Origin of the sequence: Tenacibaculum sp. 190524A02b, from assembly GCF_964036645.1 — a bacterium.
Lineage (GTDB): Bacteria > Bacteroidota > Bacteroidia > Flavobacteriales > Flavobacteriaceae > Polaribacter > Polaribacter vairaonense.
Window position 1 is genome coordinate 1,882,501 of sequence record NZ_OZ038525.1, and the last position, 19,577, is coordinate 1,902,077.

Consider the following 19,577-nt stretch of genomic DNA (forward strand, 5'->3'; position numbering starts at 1 on the left):
TGAAGCTTAGAGGTTTTTCTTGGAAGCCCTTAGCCGCACTATCCACGCGTCCGAAGAGTTGTGGTACTATCACAGTTCAGCTAGGTCTGCGGATTTGCCTACAGTCCTAATACCTACATGTTTCAACGAGCTATTCCGTCAGCTCGCGGCGGGTTCATTACTCCGTCACCCCATCGCAATTATAAGAAGTACAGGAATATTAACCTGTTGTCCATCGACTACTCCCTTCGGATTCGCCTTAGGTCCCGACTAACCCTCAGCTGATTAGCATCGCTGAGGAAACCTTAGTCTTTCGGTGAGGGGGTTTCTCGCCCCCTTTATCGTTACTTATGCCTACATTTTCTTTTCTATCCGCTCCAGCAAACCTCACAGTTCACCTTCAGCGCAAATAGAATGCTCCCCTACCACTTTTAAAGTCCATAGCTTCGGTAATATGTTTATGCCCGATTATTATCCATGCAAAACCGCTCGACTAGTGAGCTGTTACGCACTCTTTAAATGAATGGCTGCTTCCAAGCCAACATCCTAGCTGTCTAAGCAGTTTCACCTCGTTTTTTCAACTTAACATATATTTGGGGACCTTAGCTGATGGTCTGGGTTCTTTCCCTCTCGGACATGGACCTTAGCACCCATGCCCTCACTGCTGAAAAACATTTTATAGCATTCGGAGTTTGTCAGGAATTGGTAGGCGGTGAAGCCCCCGCATCCAATCAGTAGCTCTACCTCTATAAAACTTTTATTCAACGCTGCACCTAAATGCATTTCGGGGAGTACGAGCTATTTCCGAGTTTGATTGGCCTTTCACCCCTACCCACAGGTCATCCAAAGACTTTTCAACGTCAACTGGTTCGGTCCTCCACTGTGTGTTACCACAGCTTCAACCTGCCCATGGGTAGATCACTCGGTTTCGCGTCTACTACTACTAACTATATGCGCCCTATTCAGACTCGCTTTCGCTTCGGCTCCGAACCTTAAATTCTTAACCTTGCTAGCAACAGTAACTCGTAGGCTCATTATGCAAAAGGCACGCCGTCACCCATTGTTAATGGGCTTCGACCGCTTGTAGGCGTACGGTTTCAGGTTCTCTTTCACTCCCTTTCTTAGGGTTCTTTTCACCTTTCCCTCACGGTACTAGTTCACTATCGGTCTTTCAGGAGTATTTAGCCTTACCGGATGGTCCCGGCAGATTCATACAGGATTACACGTGTCCCGCACTACTCAGGGTACTGCTATATCCTCTTCGCTTACCTATACGAGACTATCACTCTCTTTGGTGTGTCTTTCCAAACACTTCTAGTTAACTTAGATTCTAATGTCGCAGCCCTACAACCCCAATATTGCCGTAACAATATTGGTTTGGGCTAATCCGCGTTCGCTCGCCACTACTAACGGAATCACTATTGTTTTCTCTTCCTATGGTTACTTAGATGTTTCAGTTCACCACGTTTGCCCCCTTGCGGGTACTATATCTTCAATATAGTGGGTTGCCCCATTCGGAAATTTACGGATCAATATGTATGTGCCACTCCCCGTAACTTATCGCAGCTTATCACGTCCTTCTTCGCCTCTGAAAGCCTAGGCATCCGCCATACGCCCTTATTTAGCTTATTGTACTTTTTGCTATAGCATATTAAATACTATAACGAGCTCTTTATAATTCTTTATATTTTTATAAAAATATTTCGTTAGATACTATCTAACGCTCTATCTTGATTCTTTACGATATCATTTTACCAATATGTCAATGAACTTGTTTAATGTATCAATGTCTTAATTCATCAATGTTTCAATTCTATAATTGTTACACTTACTAATTTGATTAATTGTTACATTTATCTGTGGAGAATATCGGAGTCGAACCGATGACCTCTTGCGTGCAAGGCAAGCGCTCTAGCCAGCTGAGCTAATCCCCCATTGTTTCTAGTTATGAGGTTTTAGTGTTGAGTTATGAGTTTATCAAAATGCTCAACATAACCCGCTTCTAGAATTTCCTTTTGAAACTAAGCTCTTTTTTATTTTTACTATAGTAGTCTTGGGCAGGCTCGAACTGCCGACCTCTACATTATCAGTGTAGCGCTCTAACCAGCTGAGCTACAAGACTGTTTTTTTTCAGTAATGAGCTATTAGTTCTGAGTATTGAGTTTTCCCCCTCAATACTAACACCTAAATACTCTATACTAATCTTAGATCTTAGTCTCTTGTTTTAAAATTAACAGCTAAAGAGTAAAATATACCTTCTTTGTAACTTCACATCTTTTCTCTAGAAAGGAGGTGTTCCAGCCGCACCTTCCGGTACGGCTACCTTGTTACGACTTAGCCCTAGTTACCAGTTTTACCCTAGGCAGCTCCTTGCGGTAACCGACTTCAGGCACCCCCAGCTTCCATGGCTTGACGGGCGGTGTGTACAAGGCCGGGAACGTATTCACCGGATCATGGCTGATATCCGATTACTAGCGATTCCAGCTTCACGGAGTCGAGTTGCAGACTCCGATCCGAACTGTGATATGGTTTATAGATTCGCTCCATTTCGCAATGTGGCTGCTCATTGTCCATACCATTGTAGCACGTGTGTAGCCCAGGACGTAAGGGCCGTGATGATTTGACGTCATCCCCACCTTCCTCACGGTTTGCACCGGCAGTCTCGCTAGAGTCCTCAGCTTTACCTGCTAGCAACTAACGATAGGGGTTGCGCTCGTTATAGGACTTAACCTGACACCTCACGGCACGAGCTGACGACAACCATGCAGCACCTTGTAAAGTGTCCGAAGAAAAAGCTATCTCTAACCCTGTCACTCTACATTTAAGCCCTGGTAAGGTTCCTCGCGTATCATCGAATTAAACCACATGCTCCACCGCTTGTGGGCCCCCGTCAATTCCTTTGAGTTTCAATCTTGCGATCGTACTCCCCAGGTGGGACACTTATCACTTTCGCTTAGTCACTGAAATAAATCCCAACAACTAGTGTCCATCGTTTACGGCGTGGACTACCAGGGTATCTAATCCTGTTCGCTCCCCACGCTTTCGTCCATGAGCGTCAGTATATACATAGTAGACTGCCTTCGCAATCGGTATTCTGTGTAATATCTATGCATTTCACCGCTACACTACACATTCTATCTACTTCCGTATAACTCAAGTCAACCAGTATCAAAGGCAGTTCTACAGTTAAGCTGTAGGATTTCACCTCTGACTTAATTGACCGCCTGCGACCCTTTAAACCCAATGATTCCGGATAACGCTTGCACCCTCCGTATTACCGCGGCTGCTGGCACGGAGTTAGCCGGTGCTTATTCTTATGGTACCGTCAAGGTTCTACACGTAGAACGGTTTCTTCCCATATAAAAGCAGTTTACAACCCATAGGGCAGTCTTCCTGCACGCGGCATGGCTGGTTCAGAGTTGCCTCCATTGACCAATATTCCTCACTGCTGCCTCCCGTAGGAGTCTGGTCCGTGTCTCAGTACCAGTGTGGGGGATAATCCTCTCAGACCCCCTACCTATCGTTGCCATGGTAAGCCGTTACCTTACCATCTAGCTAATAGGACGCATAGTCATCTTGTACCGATAAATCTTTAATTAATTAATCATGCAACTAATCAATATTATGGAGTATTAATCTTCATTTCTAAAGGCTATCCTCCTGTACAAGGCAGATTCTATACGCGTTACGCACCCGTTCGCCGGTCGTCAGCAAGTAGCAAGCTACCTCTGTTACCCCTCGACTTGCATGTGTTAAGCCTGCCGCTAGCGTTCATCCTGAGCCAGGATCAAACTCTTCATTGTATAATCTTTAATATTATCCAATGTAAAAGTTTCAAAAGAATTTTTTAAAATTATTTAATCACTTAAATAATCTGTGGTAATTCTACTCTTAAATTACGCTGTCAATTTCAATATTTTCAATGAACTTTGTTAATCTTAATATTTGACATATCTCAATCAAAATCTCAATTAACTTCTTGTAGAAACACTAGAATCGAACTAGTTGATTTTTCTTCAAAATCTTTCCAAAATTTCTTAGATCGTGTTGCCTCCAAAAGCGGATGCAAAACTAATAACTTTTTTTAACTCCAACAAAACTTTTTTGAAGTTTTTTTTCATTCGCTATAAAACACAATATTTTAATGAACGTCCCTTTAAATTCGGACTGCAAAGATACTGAGATTAATTTCAATTAAACAAATAAAATTTAAACTATTTTTTAATCTTTTCTTAACTCTATATCTTACCAAATCTTCAATGAACTTACTAACTTTGTAAACTACATTTCTCCGTTAGCGGCTGCAAATATACAACCCTTTTTAATCCCCACAAGCCTTTTATCAATCTTTTTTATTTAAAACCCAAACACCAAAACTCAAAAACCTATTTAACAATAGGTTAAACACTATTTTTTTTCTAGGAAATTATTTTACAGTGTAAACTAAATAAAAAAACAAGCCCAAAAGAGCTTGCTTTACAATATCATTATGTATGGATTTATTCTATACTATCTAATTAGTTTTTTGTACTTAATTCTTTTAGGCATAACGTCACCCCCTAATCGTTTTTTCTTATTTTCTTCGTATTCCGAGAAAGATCCTTCAAAGAAATAAACCTGACTATCTCCTTCAAAAGCTAAAATATGGGTACATATCCTATCTAAAAACCATCTATCATGTGATATTACTACCGCACAACCTGCAAAATTTTCTAAACCTTCTTCTAATGCACGTAATGTATTTACATCTAAATCATTTGTTGGCTCGTCTAATAGTAGCACGTTACCTTCTTCTTTTAAGGTCATTGCTAAATGTAATCTGTTTCGTTCTCCTCCAGATAAAGTTGATACTTTTTTATTCTGCTCATTACCTGAAAAATTGAAACGACTAAGGTACGCTCTTGAATTAACTTGCTTCCCTCCCATCATTACTAAGTCTTGACCTTCAGAAAAATTTTCCCATATCGATTTATTAGGATCAATATTAGCATGTGATTGATCAACGTAGGCTATTTTAGCTGTTTCTCCTACAGAAAAAGTACCTCCATCTGGATTTTCTTCTCCCATTATCATTCTAAAAATTGTAGTTTTCCCTGCTCCATTAGGTCCAATAATACCTACAATTCCTGCTTGAGGAAGATTAAACTCTAAATTTTCATATAACAACTTCTCTCCATAAGCCTTTGAAACTCCAGTAGCTTCAATAACATTAGTTCCAAGTCGTGGTCCATTAGGAATAAATATCTCTAATTTTTCTTCAGCTTGTTTTTGATCTTGATTTAATAGTTTATCGTAATTTTTTAAACGAGCCTTTTGTTTGGTTTGGCGTCCTTTAGCTCCTTGTCTTACCCATTCTAGCTCTCGTTCTAATGTTTTTTGGCGTTTACTAGCTGTTTTACTTTCCTGTGCTAAACGTTTCGACTTTTGATCTAACCAAGACGAATAATTCCCTTTCCATGGTATTCCTTCTCCTCTATCCAACTCTAAAATCCACCCAGCTACATTATCTAAAAAGTATCTATCATGCGTAACTGCAATTACAGTTCCTTTATATTGTGCTAAATGATGTTCTAACCAATGAACAGATTCTGCATCTAAATGGTTTGTAGGCTCATCTAGTAATAAAATTTCAGGTTCTTGTAATAATAAACGACACAAAGCTACTCTTCTTCTTTCTCCCCCAGAAAGAACTCCTATTTTCTTATCAGGATCAGGTGTTCTTAACGCATCCATTGCTATTTCTAGCTTTGTATCTAACTCCCAAGCGTTAGATGCATCAATTTTATCTTGTAGTTCTGCTTGTCTATCCATTAGCTTCTGCATTTTATCTGCATCAGAATAAACTTCTTCCAAGCCAAACATGTCATTTATTTTATTATATTCATCCAAAACAGCAACAACATCTGCAACTCCTTCTTTTACTATTTCTAGTACTGTTTTTTCTTCATCTAATTGTGGTTCTTGTTCTAGATAACCTACTTTATAACCTGGGGAAAACACAACATCTCCATGATAGTTCTTTTCTACTCCGGCTATTATTTTTAATAATGTTGATTTACCAGAACCGTTTAAACCTAAGATTCCTATTTTTGCTCCATAAAAGAAACTTAAATAAATATCTTTTAGAACTTGCTTCCCTGTACTTTGATAGGTTTTAGAAACCTTATTCATAGAGAAGATTATTTTTTTATCGTCACTCATTTTTTAGTCTTTATTGTAATTCTTTTTATACTCTACCTTTTAACGCATTAAATACCCAAGCGTTGGCAAAAAAGCCTAAACCAACGGCTCCAAAACCATAACCTGCTATTTCATCATATTTGAATACCGCTAAAGCTACTAATAAAACCCCCATTAACACCATTATTAAAGTAGCCCATCCAAGAACTGTATTTTTATTCATTGCCATACTATTATATCTTTATAAGTACAGCCACAAATATCGGTATTTTTTTAGGTTTTCAATTAATTATATATCCATAAAAAAAGAACTCTAATAGTTTTAGAGTTCTTTTTTTATATTTATTTTTTATTTATTAGAGTTCAGCAGCTAACCTACTACCCTGGTTAATAGCTCTTTTAGCATCTAATTCTGCTGCTACGTCAGCTCCTCCAATTAAATGTACATTTACTCCTTTAGCTTTTAACGGTTCGTACAGTTCTTTAAAAGGTAATTGCCCTGCACATATTATTACATTGTCTACTTCTAAAACTTTTTCTTCTTCATTTTGTATATAATGTATTCCTTTATCATCTACTTTTTGGTATTGTACTTCATTAATAAATTGAACATTTTTCTTTTTTAAGTTAGCTCTGTGTATCCAACCAGTTGTTTTACCTAAATTTCCTCCAAATTTACCTTTACTTCTTTTAAACATAAAAATTTCTCTTGGTGATGGATGAAATTTTGGAATTACTCCTTCAATCCCACTTCTAGCTTCCATTTTTTTATCTATTCCCCACTCTTGTAACCACGCATCAATGTTCTGACTAGTACTTTCTCCTTCATGAGACAAATATTCAGATACATCAAAACCAATACCTCCTGCTCCAATTACTGCAACCCTTTTCCCTACTTCTTTTTTATGTTTTAAAACATCTATATAGTTTAAAACTTTTTGATGATCTATTCCTTCTATCCTAGGTTTTCTTGGTGTTATACCTGTAGCCAAAATAACTTCATCAAAATTATCTTTTGCTAAATCTTCAGCATTAACTCTTCTATTTAATTCTAAATTTACTTTATGGATTTCTATTTGTTTTCTAAAATATCTAATTGTTTCATAAAACTCTTCTTTTCCTGGAATTTGTTTTGCTATATTAAATTGCCCACCTATTTCAGATGCTGAATCATAGAGTGTTACCTCGTGCCCTCTTTGAGCTGCTACAGTTGCCGCTGCTAATCCTGCTGGGCCTGCTCCTACTACAGCTATTCTTTTTACTAAGTTAGTTTGTGTGTAATTTAATTCTGTTTCATGACAAGCTCTTGGGTTCACTAAACAACTAGCTATTTTCTTTTCGAATACATGATCTAAACACGCTTGATTGCAGGCAATACATGTATTGATTTCATCTTCTCTTTCTTCTTTAGCTTTATTTACCCACTCTGGATCTGCTAAAAAAGGTCTTGCCATAGAAATCATATCTGCATGTCCTTCTTCTAATATCCTTTCAGCTACATCAGGCATATTAATCCTATTTGAAGTAACTAAAGGTATAGAAACTTCTTCTTTCATCTTTTGCGTTACCCATGTAAATGCTGCTCTAGGTACGGATGTAGCTATTGTTGGTATTCTAGATTCATGCCAACCTATTCCAGTATTAATAATAGTTGCTCCTGCTTTTTCTATTTCCTTCCCTAACTGAACAACTTCGTTCCAAGTACTTCCTTGCTCTACTAAATCAAGCATTGAAAGCCTATATATAATTATAAAATCTTTTCCAACTGCTTCTCTAGTTTGTTTTACCAATTCAATAGGTAACTTAATTCTATTTTCATAGCTTCCTCCCCAAGTATCCACTCTCTTGTTCGTTCTTTTTGCTATAAATTGATTAATTAAATATCCTTCTGACCCCATTATTTCTACACCATCATATCCAGCTTCTTTTGCTAATGATGCAGAATTAACAAAATCTTTAATTGTTCTTCGTATTCCTGATGTTTTTAGCTCAAAAGGTTTAAAAGGAGTTATTGGTGATTTTATTGGTGAAGGAGCTACATTAAGTGGATGATAACCATAACGACCAGTATGAAGAATTTGCATACAGATTTTACCTCCTTCTTTATGTACTGCTTCTGTTATTATTTTATGTTTCTTAGCATGTTTTTTTGTGCTCATTCTTGAAGAAAAAGGTGCTGTCCATCCTTGAATACTTGGCGCTATTCCTCCAGTAACTATCAATCCAACTCCTCCTTTTGCTCTTTCTGCATAATATGTTGCTATTTTTTCCATTCCATTCTTTTCTTCTTCTAGACCTGTATGCATTGATCCCATTAAGATTCTATTCTTTAAAGTAGTAAAACCTAAATCTAAGGGTTCAAAAATATGTTTATACTTTGTCATAATTTGATAGTTTTTGTTATTTATTATGCGTGCATAATAAATGCAAGATAGTATATTTTAAGTATAAAATAAAAAAAAGGAGGTACTTTCAATAAAGTGCCTCCTAATATTTTTAATTATTATATTGATTATTTATGTATAAACTTCTTTAAAAACAGCCTTGTATAGTTCTTTGTATAAAAAATAAAAAATAAAACCAATAAGAATTCCTGATATATATCCTGTTAATACATCTGATGGATAGTGTACTCCTAAATAGATTCTACTATATCCAAAAAGTATTGGAAAAACAGTTAACAATAATATGTATTTAGAACTCCTATAAAAAATTAATATTATAAAAACACTAAATGTTGTTGACAATGACGCATGTCCTGACCAAAAACTATATCCACCAGGCTTATAAGAAAACTGCCTTAAATAACCTCTTAATTCTTCGGTATTACATGGCCTTAGTCTTTCTGTTGTATTTTTCATGAAATTTGTTAACTGATCTGAAAAAGCAACTAACACAACTATAAAAAGTAAAGTAAATATCCCTTTTTTTAATCCTAACTTTTTAAACACAAAAAACAAAACTGTTGCAAAAAGTGGTATCCAAGTAAATTGATTGGTTATTGTTAACCAGAAATAATCAAAGGACTCACTTCCTAAATTATTTAACGCTATTAATAGCTCTCTATCTTTTTGTAAAACGTTTTCTAGCAATTTATTTCCCTACTTTTAAAACTTCAACTTCAAAAACTAAATCTGCTTTTGGTGGTATAGGCCCTAAACCTTTATCTCCATATCCTAAATAATGGGGTATAAAAAATCTTGATTTATCACCTTCTCTCATTGTTTTTACTCCTTCTTTCCAACCTGCTATTAATCCCATTTTGTCAATTGTAAAAACAAAAGGCTGTCCTTTATCAATACTTGAATCTATCTTTTTACCATCAGTTAGGTATAATGTATAATGTACAGTTGTAGGAATTGCTGAATTCACTTTTTTACCTTTTCCTTCTTTTAAACGTAGTATTTTTAATTTGGAAGCTGTAGTAACAGCCTTATCAATACCTTTTTCTTTCAAAAACTGTTGTTTTCTTTCTTCAATTTTTCTTTTACGCTCTTCTTCTCTTTTAACTTCATTAGCTAACTCCTTTTCAAAAACACTAGGAGCATTAAAATCTTTTGCATCCTTACCTACTCTAATAATTTCTACCTTATTAATAAAATCATTTTGTTGGATGGTATCTACCACTTTTTGCCCAATTTTTACTTGACCAAAAACAGAATGTCTTCCATCTAACCACGGAGTTGCTTTATGTGTTATAAAAAACTGACTAGAATTTGTATTCTTTCCTGAATTTGCCATTGACAATACTCCGGATTTATCATGTTTATATATCAACTTTCCTTCTTCATTCATTGGAAACTCATCTCCAAATTTATAGCCTGCATTCCCTCGACCAGTACCAGTTATGTCGCCTCCTTGTATCATAAAATCTTTAATAACTCTATGAAATTTTGTTCCATCAAAATAAGGCTTTCCTTTTAATGAGTCTGTCATTTTAGGATTGCTTCCTTCTACCAAAGAAACAAAATTCGCTACTGTCATTGGAACTTCTTTCTCATGCAGTTTAACCAAAATATCTCCTCTGTTTGTTTGAATATCTGCATACAAACCATTATCTAAGTTGGGGTATTTTGCAGCTTTACAAGCTGAAAATGTTATTGCTACTAATACAATTAATATTTTTATTACTCTCATTTTAGTTTGTCTTAAAAAATGAAAGGCACCAATTTCTAAATTGATGCCTTATACTTGTTTTTATTTTTTAATGACCATGCCCGTCACCCTTAGAGTGACCGTGTCCTAACACAATTTCTAATAACTCTACTTCAAAAACTAAAGCAGAGAATGGCTTAATTTTACCACCTGGTCTAGGTGTTGCTCCATATGCTAATTCTTGTGGTATAAAGAACTTATATTTTGCTCCTGGCTTCATTAATTGTAATCCTTCAGTCCACCCTTTGATTACTTGACCTACACCAAACTCCATTGGTTGTTTTCTATCAACAGAACTATCAAATACAGTTCCATCAATTAATGTTCCATGGTAATGAACTTTAACTCTTTCATCAGCTTTAGGACTTTCTCCATTACCTTCTTTTAGAACAACATACTGTAAACCACTTGCTGTAGTTTTTACTCCTTCTTTACCTTTATTATCTGCTAAAAACTTTTCGTTTTCTTTCTTATAATCTCCAAATTCTTCTTCAGCTTTTTTAACTTGCTCTTCTTGCATTTTTTTCATTCTTTCTTCCTGCTTTTTTTGAAAGAACTTACGTAAGATATTATTTACATCTTTACTCTCTACTAGTAAATTAGTAGAATCCATTCCATTTTTGAATCCTTGTACAAATAAATTTTGATCCATTTCTTCAAAGTTCATCTTAATTTTATTTGCCATATCTAAACCTATAGCATAACTCACAGAATCAATTTCTGAAGTTAATGAACTTTTTGTTTTAAATTGTTCTTGTTTACAAGCTACAATTGACAATCCTACCGCAGTTATCGCTAAAATCCTGGTTAATTTCATTTTTATTTATTTGTTTTAATGTCTATTAGTTTTACTGTACTTTGAATAGGTTGATGTATTCCTATTTTATTACCATCACCTGTTACTCCATAAGCTCTATATGATGGAATGACAAATGTAATGGTTTCTCCTTTCTTCATCAACTTTATTCCATCTTGAAGCGCTGGTATGAAATCTTGTTTATCAACCTTATAACTTCTTTGTCTGTTTTCATAAATTATATCTCCATTGAGACTACGCACATTATACTCTAACTGTACAATGTCATCTATTTTAGGCTTTGGGTTATTTAACGTATCCTTTGTGTTATAATAAAACCAAAAACCTTTAGTTGTTGATTGGTATTGATGTATAGTATCTTCTTTTATCCATTTTTCAATACGTTTCTTCTGCAAGTCGTTTAATTTTTTATTTTTCTTTATAACTTCTCTATAGAAGTTCTGCTTACCATGCTTTTTTGGTCGTCTAGCTAATGGTTCCTTACATCCGTAAAAAAAAGAAATTACTATTGCTAAAAAAACATATTTATACTTCATAAGATGTTTCTAATATTTCTTTATAATTTGGTAATAACGTTATAAATTTATTTATAGTATCCTCCATACTTAACTCACTTTTACCTCCAGCTGCGTTATCGTGACCTCCTCCATTAAAATAATTACGAGCAAACTGATTCACTGAAAATTTACCTTTAGAACGGAAAGATATTTTTATAATTCCTTGTTCTTCATCTTCTATAAAAATAACTCCAAAATTAATTCCTTTTAAGGAAAGTGCATAATTAACAATACCCTCAGTATCTCCTTTCTCATAATCATACTTTTTCTTTTCCTCTTCGGAAATAGTGATGTATGCTGTTTTATAATCTGGAAGAACCTTTAGATTTGTTAATGCTTGCCCTAACAGTTGCAATCTTGAATAAGTATTTGCATCATTAACATTACTATGAATTTTATCATTCTCAGCTCCTTTATCTATTAAATCTGCTATAATTCTATGTGTTGTACTTGTAGTTGCCCTAAATCTAAATGAACCAGTATCAGTCATTATTCCTGTATACAAACAAGTAGCTATATTTTTATCTATCATATCAACATCCTCCATCATTTCTATAAAATTATAGACCATTTGACAGGTTGATGACATTGAAGTATCTGAGTACATATATTTAAACTCATCAGGTTGCTGATGATGATCTATCAATGCAAAATCGTTTGTATATTTTTCTAAGGTATTTTGCATATCAGTTCCTACCCTATGCAACGCATTAAAATCTAATAGAAAAATAATCGTCGACCTTCTTAGAGCTTTAACGCATTGATTGTTCTGACGGTCAAAACGATAAACAGTTTCAGAACCAGGAATCCAATGTAAAAAATCAGGATATTCATTTGGCACCAATACTTGTGCATGGTGTCCTTTTTTTTCTAAATAATGTTTTAATCCTAATGTAGAACCAATAGCATCTCCATCAGGGTTTCTATGTCCAATTATTACCACATTTTGAGGTTGTGATAAAAATTCTTTGAGTTCTTTAAACTGCTTTAAAATCATAAGTGGCGAAGATACAAATTAATGTTTTATTAATCTTTTGACCTTTTATTTTTGTTTACTTCTTTAAATCTTAATGGTAAATTGAATAAATTACCGCAAAGCAAAAAAACACACAAACACCACATAACAAACACATTACCCTTAAACAACAACATGATTTCAACCTTAACTTGTTCATAACATTAAAAAACGTATTTTTGCGCCGATTAAAAAATAATAGAAGATTTAGTAAAATGGCAACAAATAGAACTTTTACAATGATAAAACCAGATGCAGTTGAAAACGGACATACTGGTGCAATTTTAGAAAAAATTAATGCTGCAGGTTTTAGAATTGTAGCAATGAAAAAAACTCAAATGACTAAGCGTGATGCTGAAACTTTTTATGCTATTCATAGCGAGCGTCCATTTTTTGGAGAATTAGTTGAGTTTATGACACGCGGACCAATTGTTGCTGCTATTTTAGAGAAGGACAATGCTGTTGAAGATTTTAGAACTTTAATTGGTGCTACAAACCCTGCTGAAGCTGCTGAAGGAACTATCCGTAAACTATATGCTACTTCAATAGGTGAAAATGCAGTTCATGGTTCAGATTCTGACGAAAATGCCGCTATTGAAGGTGCTTTCCATTTTTCAGGAAGAGAAATGTTTTAAGTAAAAACATTATATACATATGTAAAAACTCACCTTAAATAAGGTGAGTTTTTTGTTTTATTATATTATTATAAAGTTTAGGCTAGACTAACATTAATCTTTTTATTACCTCTTCTTTCATTTCTTCATTCAACATTTTGATAATTTTATCTTTTCCGTAACTCAATTCTTCTCTTAAAACTGAGGATTTTAAACGAACAAATAAAGTTCCATTTTGCAACTTAACTTCATCTGTATATGAAGCTACACCAGTTCCCATTAACTTAACCCAAGCTTCTTCAATATGAATTTTTTCAAATCCTTTTTTTAAATTATTCTCTTTTATAAAAGACCCCATTAAATCTTTTATAGAAAAACTATCATTCTCTCTTTTTGCCATCTCTAAAGTATTATCCTCTCTTTTTTTATTATAATTTTAAATCTCAACAACATACAATTACTCCAATCTAAATAACTGATATTCTTTATTACTTTTACTTATTGCATTCTCTGTTCTATCAGCATGTGTATCTGTAATAAATATTTGTCCAAACTCATCATTATTCACCAACTCTATTATTTGAGCTACTCTCTGTTCATCTAACTTATCAAAAACATCATCCAATAATAATATTGGTGTAATATTTGCTTGTTTTTTTATAAACTCAAACTGCGCTAACTTCAACGCAATTAAATACGATTTTTGTTGCCCTTGCGAGCCAAACTTTTTAATTGGAAATTCTCCAATTTCAAAACCTAAATCATCTTTATGTACTCCTACTGAAGTATATTGTAACATTTTATCTTTTTCAAGATTCTGAGCAAATAATTCCTCTAAACTTTTATCATGTAACTGACTCTTGTACAAAAGATTTACTTTTTCTTTAGCCCCAGATATAATTTCATGCTTACTATTAAAGATAGGCACAAAATCCTCTAAAAACAACTTTCTTTTATAATAAATTTTTGTTCCGTACTCCATTAACTGCTCATCATACACCTTTAAATTCAGTGCATCAAAAGTTCTATTAGCTGCAAAGAATTTTAATAACGCATTACGTTGTGCTAAAATTTTATTGTAAGAAATTAAGTTTTGTAGGTAATTTTTGTCTTGCTGAGAAATAACCCCATCAATAAATTTTCGTCTTGTATCACTTCCTTCCACTATTAAATCTCTATCAGCTGGAGAAATAATTACCAAAGGTAATTGCCCTATATGATCGGAAAATTTATCATATGCTTTACCATTTCTTTTTAGTACTTTTTTTTGTCCTTTTTTCAAAGAGCACACTATTTTTTCAAGTCTTTCATTTAATAGATACTCTCCTTCAATCATAAAAAAGCCTTCTCCATGCTTTATGTTTTGCCCCGCCACAGGGTTAAAATAACTTTTTGCGAACGACAAATAATAAATAGCATCTAGTACATTAGTTTTACCGACTCCATTATCACCTACAAAACAATTTATCTTTTTTTCAAAAGAAAATGTTTCACTTTCTATGTTTTTAAAGTTGACTAATGATATTTTCTGCAAATACATGTAAAAAGGTGTTTCTAAAAAGGGAACGCAAATTATTGAAAATTTACGAAAAATCAGTTTTTAAAATCCAATTAAAAAAACTATTTTTGTCGGCACTAATTTTAAAGCAATTATGGCAACATACAAGAAAAGAGGTTACAAACCTAAGAAAGAAAAGGTTGTAGAGGAAGTAATTGAAGAAACGTTTGACGAATCACAAAGTGATGTAGCTAAGACGTTTGAAAGCCTAGACGAAGTAGCTAATAAATCTGAAGAATGGATTGAAAAGAATAGCAAACCATTATTCTATGGTTTAGTTGGAGTTGCTGCTTTAATTTTGGTTTACTTAGCTTATAATAAGTTTATAGCTGAACCATCAGAAGTAAATGCTTCTAATGAATTAGCTTACCCTAGAACATTTTTTGACAAAGCGGCAACTTCTACAGGACAAGCTGCAGATTCGTTATACAATTTAGGTCTAGAAGGTGGTGAGGGTAAGTATGGTTTTGTTGACATTGCAAAATCATTTAGTGGAACTAAAGCTGGGAATTTAGCTAATTACTATGCTGGTATTTCTTATTTAAAAATGAAGAAATACGAAGAAGCTATTGAATATTTAAGTAGCTTTAAGTCTGATGATGAGTTATTAGGTCCTACCGCTTTAGGTGCTATTGGTGATGCTTTTGCTGATATTAACCAGCCTGAAGAAGCTTTAGACTACTATCAAAAGGCAGCAAATCAGAAGGATAATGAGTTTACGTCTCCTTTATTTTTATTTAAAGCTGCTCAGATAGCTATGGAATTAAAAGACTATAGTAAAGCTGAAAATTTATTTTCAACAATAAAACAAAAGTACCCTGAAACTGATCAAGGGAGAGACATTGAAAAGTATATTAACAGTGCTAAATATGCACAATAATTAGTTACCTACAATTTAGGTATCATAAAATATATGGCAACAACAAATTTATCACATTATGATAAAGCTACAATCCCAAATGCGAAGTCTTTTCGATTTGGGATTGTTGTTTCAGAATGGAATCCTGAAATAACTGGAAACTTACATAAAGGAGCTATTGAAGCTCTATTAGATTGTGGTGCTGAAAAAGATAATATTATTTCTTGGGATGTTCCTGGTAGTTTTGAACTGGTTTACGGATGTAAAAAAATGATTGAAACACAAAAACTAGATGCAATTATAGCTATTGGTAATGTTATTCAAGGAGAAACAAAACATTTTGATTTTGTTTGTGAAGGGGTTACTCAAGGCATTGTAGATTTAAACATAAAATATGATGTTCCAGTAATATTTTGTGTACTCACAGATAACACCAAACAACAATCAATAGAAAGATCTGGCGGAAAACTAGGTAATAAAGGTATTGAATGTGCTATAGCTGCTATAAAAATGGCTGCTATTAAAAATCAAGAGAGAAAATCTAGCTCTTTAGGTTTTTAATCTAAGTAAACTGTTCCGATACAAGCATACAGGATATCTAGCCTAAAAATATTAAAAAAGTCAAAACATAAATACTACATGTTTTGACTTTTTAGTTTACTCCCTGTTTATCTAATGTAGTTTAACTGTTAACTATAAGCCTACAGAACCACCATGTAAGATACAGCAAGAAATTGTAAAACAAAAAAACTCTCTCTATCTTACTACTTGATTTTATCAACATTGTTTGACCACCTTTTTATAATTCAGTAAATTTGGTTTTTACTATCATATTTTACCTTGAAGTGGTATTTTATATAGAAAAAACAACAAATCATATATGGGATTTATTAAAAGAGAAAATAAGAAATTTGACTATAAACCTAGATACTACAAAGGAGACGGTAATCCTTATGAGTTTAAACACAAGTTTGATGAGTATAGAAATACTGTAGGAAAAAACAAAGGTTTAAAAGGGAGGTTTAGTGCTGCTATTGATGAGTTTAAAAGCTCAGAATATGGTGGTTTTAACAAAACTATTCTAATTATAATAGTTATTCTTGTTTTAATCTTCTTATATATTATTGATTTTGACCTTTCAATTTTTTTACCTAGCAATAATTAATGTCTGATATTATACAATTATTACCCGATCATGTAGCCAATCAAATTGCTGCTGGTGAAGTGGTACAACGCCCTGCATCTGTAGTTAAAGAATTATTAGAAAATGCTATTGACGCTGGTGCAACCTCCATTAAGCTACTTTTAAAAGATGCTGGAAAAACACTTATTCAAGTAATTGATGATGGAAAAGGCATGAGTAATACAGATGCTCGTTTATCTTTTGAACGCCATGCCACTTCTAAAATAAAGGATGCTCAAGACTTATTTAACCTAAACACCAAAGGATTTCGTGGAGAAGCCTTGGCTTCTATTGCCGCTATTGCACATGTTGAATTGAAAACTAAGCAAGAAAATCAAGATTTAGGCACTCAAATTAAAATTGAAGGAAGTAAGGTTATTTCTCAAGATGCTATTGCTACAGCTAAAGGTACCAGCTTAGCTGTTAAAAATTTATTTTACAACATTCCTGCTCGTAGAAATTTTTTAAAATCAGATACTATTGAAACGCGTCATATTGTAGATGAATTTCAAAGAGTAGCTTTGGCACATCCAGATATTGCTTTTCTTTTGCATCATAATAATAATGAAGTTTATCATTTAAAAAAAAGTAACCTACGTAAACGGATTGTTTCTATTTTTGGGTCGAAGACTAATGAAAAGTTAGTCCCTATTGATGAACAAACAGATATTATAACCGTTACTGGTTTTGTAGCTAAACCAGAATTTGCAAAGAAAAAACGTGGAGAACAATTCTTTTTTGTAAACAATCGTTTTATAAAAAGTTCTTATTTAAATCACGCAGTAGTAAATGCTTTTGAAGGGTTATTAGAAACAGGTGTTCACCCTTCATACTTTTTGTATTTAGATGTACCTCCTAATAGCATAGATATTAATATCCATCCTACAAAAACAGAAATAAAATTTGATAACGAAAAAGCGCTGTATGCTATTTTAAGAGCTACTGTAAAGCACAGCTTGGGACAATATAGCGTTGCTCCTGTTTTAGATTTTGATAGAGATGCTAACTTAGACACTCCTTATGATTATAGTAAAAAAGGAACGCCTTCTGTACCTCCAATTACAGTAGACCCTAATTTTAATCCTTTTAAAACAGAAAGTTTCGAAACATCACCCCCTAAAGAAACTACTTCTTCTATAAATTCTAATTTTGGAAGAAATACTAGCCCATCTAAAACAAGTTATCAATCAGATTTTAAAAAGGATACTAGTAGTTGGGAAGCTTTATATACCAATTTAGAACCTATAGAAAGTTCGCCTCAAGAACAACTCTTTGAAAATACACAAGAAACTGAAACTGGGAAAACTTTTCAAATTCAAAAAAAATACTTGCTTAGTTCTATTAAATCTGGTGTTGTACTTATTCACCAATCTTTAGCACATCAACGTATTTTATACGAAGAGTTTTTAGAAAACATTACTGTAAAAGAAGCTAGTAGTCAGCAATTATTATTTCCTGTTAGTATTTCTTTTCCTTCTTCTGATATTGAAATGATATATAGTATTAAATCTGACTTAGAAAGTGCAGGGTTTATGTTTAGTGAATTCACTAAGGAAAGCGTGGTTATAGGTGGAATTCCTACCTCTATCACGGAAAGTCAAATTACTTTGATATTAGAACAACTTTTAGACGATATTAAGCTAGAAGTTCCTGACGCTAGTTTTAGTCATTTTGATGTCATGGCTAAATCTTTTGCTAAGTCACTAGCTATAAAAACAGGCACTATATTATCAATAAAAGAGCAAGAAAATTTAGTTAATGATTTATTTTCATGCAAGGAACCATCAATTTCTCCTTTTGGAAAACCAACATTTAAAACATTGACAATACAAGAAATTGATGCTATTTTTAACAAATAAATAATTTAATCAACAAAAAGATTAATTATTTTTAACGTTGTTTTTACTCTATTTAGAGTAACTGTTATAACCTATGATACATATACCAAGACTCACCGAGACTATAAAGCACCTAATCATTATTAATACAATAATGTTTATTGCTCCACAGCTTTTAAAAATGGATTTATCAAATTTTTTTGATTTACATTTTATAAAAAATAAGCACTATGGTATTTGGCAATACTTCACTTACATGTTCATGCATGGAAGTTACGGACATCTAATATTCAACATGCTTACTTTATGGATGTTTGGTAGTGCCGTTGAAAACGTTTTAGGTTCTAAACGTTTTTTATTTATATATATATCTGCTGGTATTGGTGCTGCATTGCTATATACTGGTATCGATTATTTTCAGTTTAATGGTGTTTTTCAAAATTTAAAAAACGCAGGGTTAAATAGTAGTGAAATCATCAATATTTTAGACGCTGGAAAAACTAGTGATCCAAGATTTATATCCGCAATAACTCAATTAGAATTTAATAAAATTGGCACTATATTTCTTAAAACTATGGTAGGTGCCTCTGGAGCTGTTTTTGGTATTTTAGCCGCATTGGCCGTTTATTTTCCAAATAATAAAATGGTTATATTCCCAATACCTTTTCCTATAGCTAATAAAGTATTTGTTATTTCATTATTTGTCTCCGATTTAATTGTAGGTACTTATAGCTTACCAGGGGATAATATTGCTAGATTTGCGCATGTTGGAGGTGCTATTATAGGGTTTATCATTGCTAAAAACTGGAAAAAATAACATTC

At 33.4% G+C, this 19,577-nt stretch carries 16 protein-coding genes, 2 tRNA genes and 2 rRNA genes (1 of these 20 running past the window's edge); 6 read left to right on the forward strand and 14 right to left on the reverse strand.

Annotated elements, in window-relative coordinates:
* The 12 genes from ABNT65_RS07365 to ABNT65_RS07420 form a co-directional block, all read right to left on the reverse strand.
* Positions 1 to 1,611, reverse strand: a 23S ribosomal RNA gene (locus tag ABNT65_RS07365); it reaches 1,261 nt to the left of the window's first position.
* A gap of 228 nt (positions 1,612 to 1,839) precedes the next feature.
* Positions 1,840 to 1,913 (reverse strand) — tRNA-Ala (locus ABNT65_RS07370).
* A gap of 114 nt (positions 1,914 to 2,027) precedes the next feature.
* Positions 2,028 to 2,101: transfer RNA gene (locus tag ABNT65_RS07375), tRNA-Ile, on the reverse strand.
* A 163-nt stretch (positions 2,102 to 2,264) separates the two neighbouring features.
* Positions 2,265 to 3,782, reverse strand: a 16S ribosomal RNA gene (locus ABNT65_RS07380).
* Together the 16S and 23S rRNA genes with 2 tRNA genes alongside form the textbook arrangement of a ribosomal RNA operon.
* Before the next feature lie 706 nt (positions 3,783 to 4,488).
* Entirely contained in the window at positions 4,489 to 6,180 is a 1,692-nt protein-coding gene (gene ettA / locus ABNT65_RS07385) for an energy-dependent translational throttle protein EttA (RefSeq protein ID WP_348738828.1), read from the reverse strand.
* A 25-nt stretch (positions 6,181 to 6,205) separates the two neighbouring features.
* Positions 6,206 to 6,382: a CAL67264 family membrane protein gene (locus ABNT65_RS07390; RefSeq protein ID WP_348704980.1), complete on the reverse strand. Its 177-nt coding sequence runs from the start codon at positions 6,380 to 6,382 to the stop codon at positions 6,206 to 6,208.
* A gap of 133 nt (positions 6,383 to 6,515) precedes the next feature.
* Positions 6,516 to 8,543: an NADPH-dependent 2,4-dienoyl-CoA reductase gene (locus ABNT65_RS07395; RefSeq protein WP_348738829.1), complete on the reverse strand. Its 2,028-nt coding sequence runs from the start codon at positions 8,541 to 8,543 to the stop codon at positions 6,516 to 6,518.
* A 132-nt stretch (positions 8,544 to 8,675) separates the two neighbouring features.
* Positions 8,676 to 9,251: a phosphatase PAP2 family protein gene (locus tag ABNT65_RS07400; protein WP_348747570.1), complete on the reverse strand. Its 576-nt coding sequence runs from the start codon at positions 9,249 to 9,251 to the stop codon at positions 8,676 to 8,678.
* 1 nt (position 9,252) lies between these two features.
* Positions 9,253 to 10,296 (reverse strand): peptidylprolyl isomerase, encoded by a 1,044-nt coding sequence (locus ABNT65_RS07405; RefSeq protein ID WP_348704943.1) that lies wholly within the window; start codon positions 10,294 to 10,296, stop codon positions 9,253 to 9,255.
* Positions 10,297 to 10,363: 67 nt separating this feature from the next.
* On the reverse strand, positions 10,364 to 11,131 hold the full coding sequence (locus ABNT65_RS07410) for an FKBP-type peptidyl-prolyl cis-trans isomerase (protein ID WP_348704940.1): 768 nt from the start codon (positions 11,129 to 11,131) through the stop codon (positions 10,364 to 10,366).
* Positions 11,132 to 11,133: 2 nt separating this feature from the next.
* Positions 11,134 to 11,667, reverse strand: a complete 534-nt coding sequence (gene gldI, locus ABNT65_RS07415; protein ID WP_348704938.1) for a gliding motility-associated peptidyl-prolyl isomerase GldI — start codon at positions 11,665 to 11,667, stop codon at positions 11,134 to 11,136.
* Positions 11,657 to 12,685, reverse strand: coding sequence for a bifunctional oligoribonuclease/PAP phosphatase NrnA (locus tag ABNT65_RS07420; protein WP_348704935.1), 1,029 nt, complete (start codon positions 12,683 to 12,685; stop codon positions 11,657 to 11,659). Before ABNT65_RS07420 ends, gldI begins: the two co-directional genes overlap by 11 nt.
* 233 nt (positions 12,686 to 12,918) lie before the next feature.
* Here ABNT65_RS07420 and ABNT65_RS07425 point away from each other — a divergent pair, with 233 nt between their 5' ends.
* On the forward strand, positions 12,919 to 13,338 hold the full coding sequence (locus ABNT65_RS07425; protein ID WP_320417690.1) for a nucleoside-diphosphate kinase: 420 nt from the start codon (positions 12,919 to 12,921) through the stop codon (positions 13,336 to 13,338).
* An 82-nt stretch (positions 13,339 to 13,420) separates the two neighbouring features.
* On the opposite strand, the gene ABNT65_RS07430 is transcribed toward ABNT65_RS07425, so the two are convergent.
* Positions 13,421 to 13,717, reverse strand: coding sequence for a DUF721 domain-containing protein (locus ABNT65_RS07430; protein WP_348738831.1), 297 nt, complete (start codon positions 13,715 to 13,717; stop codon positions 13,421 to 13,423).
* Positions 13,718 to 13,774: 57 nt separating this feature from the next.
* Complete coding sequence (gene recF / locus ABNT65_RS07435; protein ID WP_348747571.1) at positions 13,775 to 14,857, reverse strand: DNA replication/repair protein RecF; 1,083 nt, start codon at positions 14,855 to 14,857, stop codon at positions 13,775 to 13,777.
* 112 nt (positions 14,858 to 14,969) lie between these two features.
* Between recF and ABNT65_RS07440 the strand changes: the two genes are divergently transcribed.
* The 5 genes from ABNT65_RS07440 to ABNT65_RS07460 all read left to right on the forward strand — a co-directional run bounded on the left by ABNT65_RS07440 (position 14,970) and on the right by ABNT65_RS07460 (position 19,572).
* Positions 14,970 to 15,755: a tetratricopeptide repeat protein gene (locus ABNT65_RS07440; RefSeq protein ID WP_348704925.1), complete on the forward strand. Its 786-nt coding sequence runs from the start codon at positions 14,970 to 14,972 to the stop codon at positions 15,753 to 15,755.
* Between the two features lie 33 nt (positions 15,756 to 15,788).
* Positions 15,789 to 16,295, forward strand: coding sequence for a 6,7-dimethyl-8-ribityllumazine synthase (gene ribH / locus ABNT65_RS07445; protein WP_348704923.1), 507 nt, complete (start codon positions 15,789 to 15,791; stop codon positions 16,293 to 16,295).
* A 319-nt stretch (positions 16,296 to 16,614) separates the two neighbouring features.
* Positions 16,615 to 16,899 (forward strand): riboflavin synthase subunit beta, encoded by a 285-nt coding sequence (locus tag ABNT65_RS07450; protein ID WP_348704920.1) that lies wholly within the window; start codon positions 16,615 to 16,617, stop codon positions 16,897 to 16,899.
* Positions 16,899 to 18,776 (forward strand): DNA mismatch repair endonuclease MutL, encoded by a 1,878-nt coding sequence (gene mutL / locus ABNT65_RS07455; RefSeq protein WP_348747572.1) that lies wholly within the window; start codon positions 16,899 to 16,901, stop codon positions 18,774 to 18,776. The genes ABNT65_RS07450 and mutL overlap by 1 nt, the downstream gene beginning before the upstream one ends.
* A 160-nt stretch (positions 18,777 to 18,936) precedes the next feature.
* Positions 18,937 to 19,572: a rhomboid family intramembrane serine protease gene (locus ABNT65_RS07460; RefSeq protein WP_348738838.1), complete on the forward strand. Its 636-nt coding sequence runs from the start codon at positions 18,937 to 18,939 to the stop codon at positions 19,570 to 19,572.
* Positions 19,573 to 19,577: the final 5 nt, after the last annotated feature.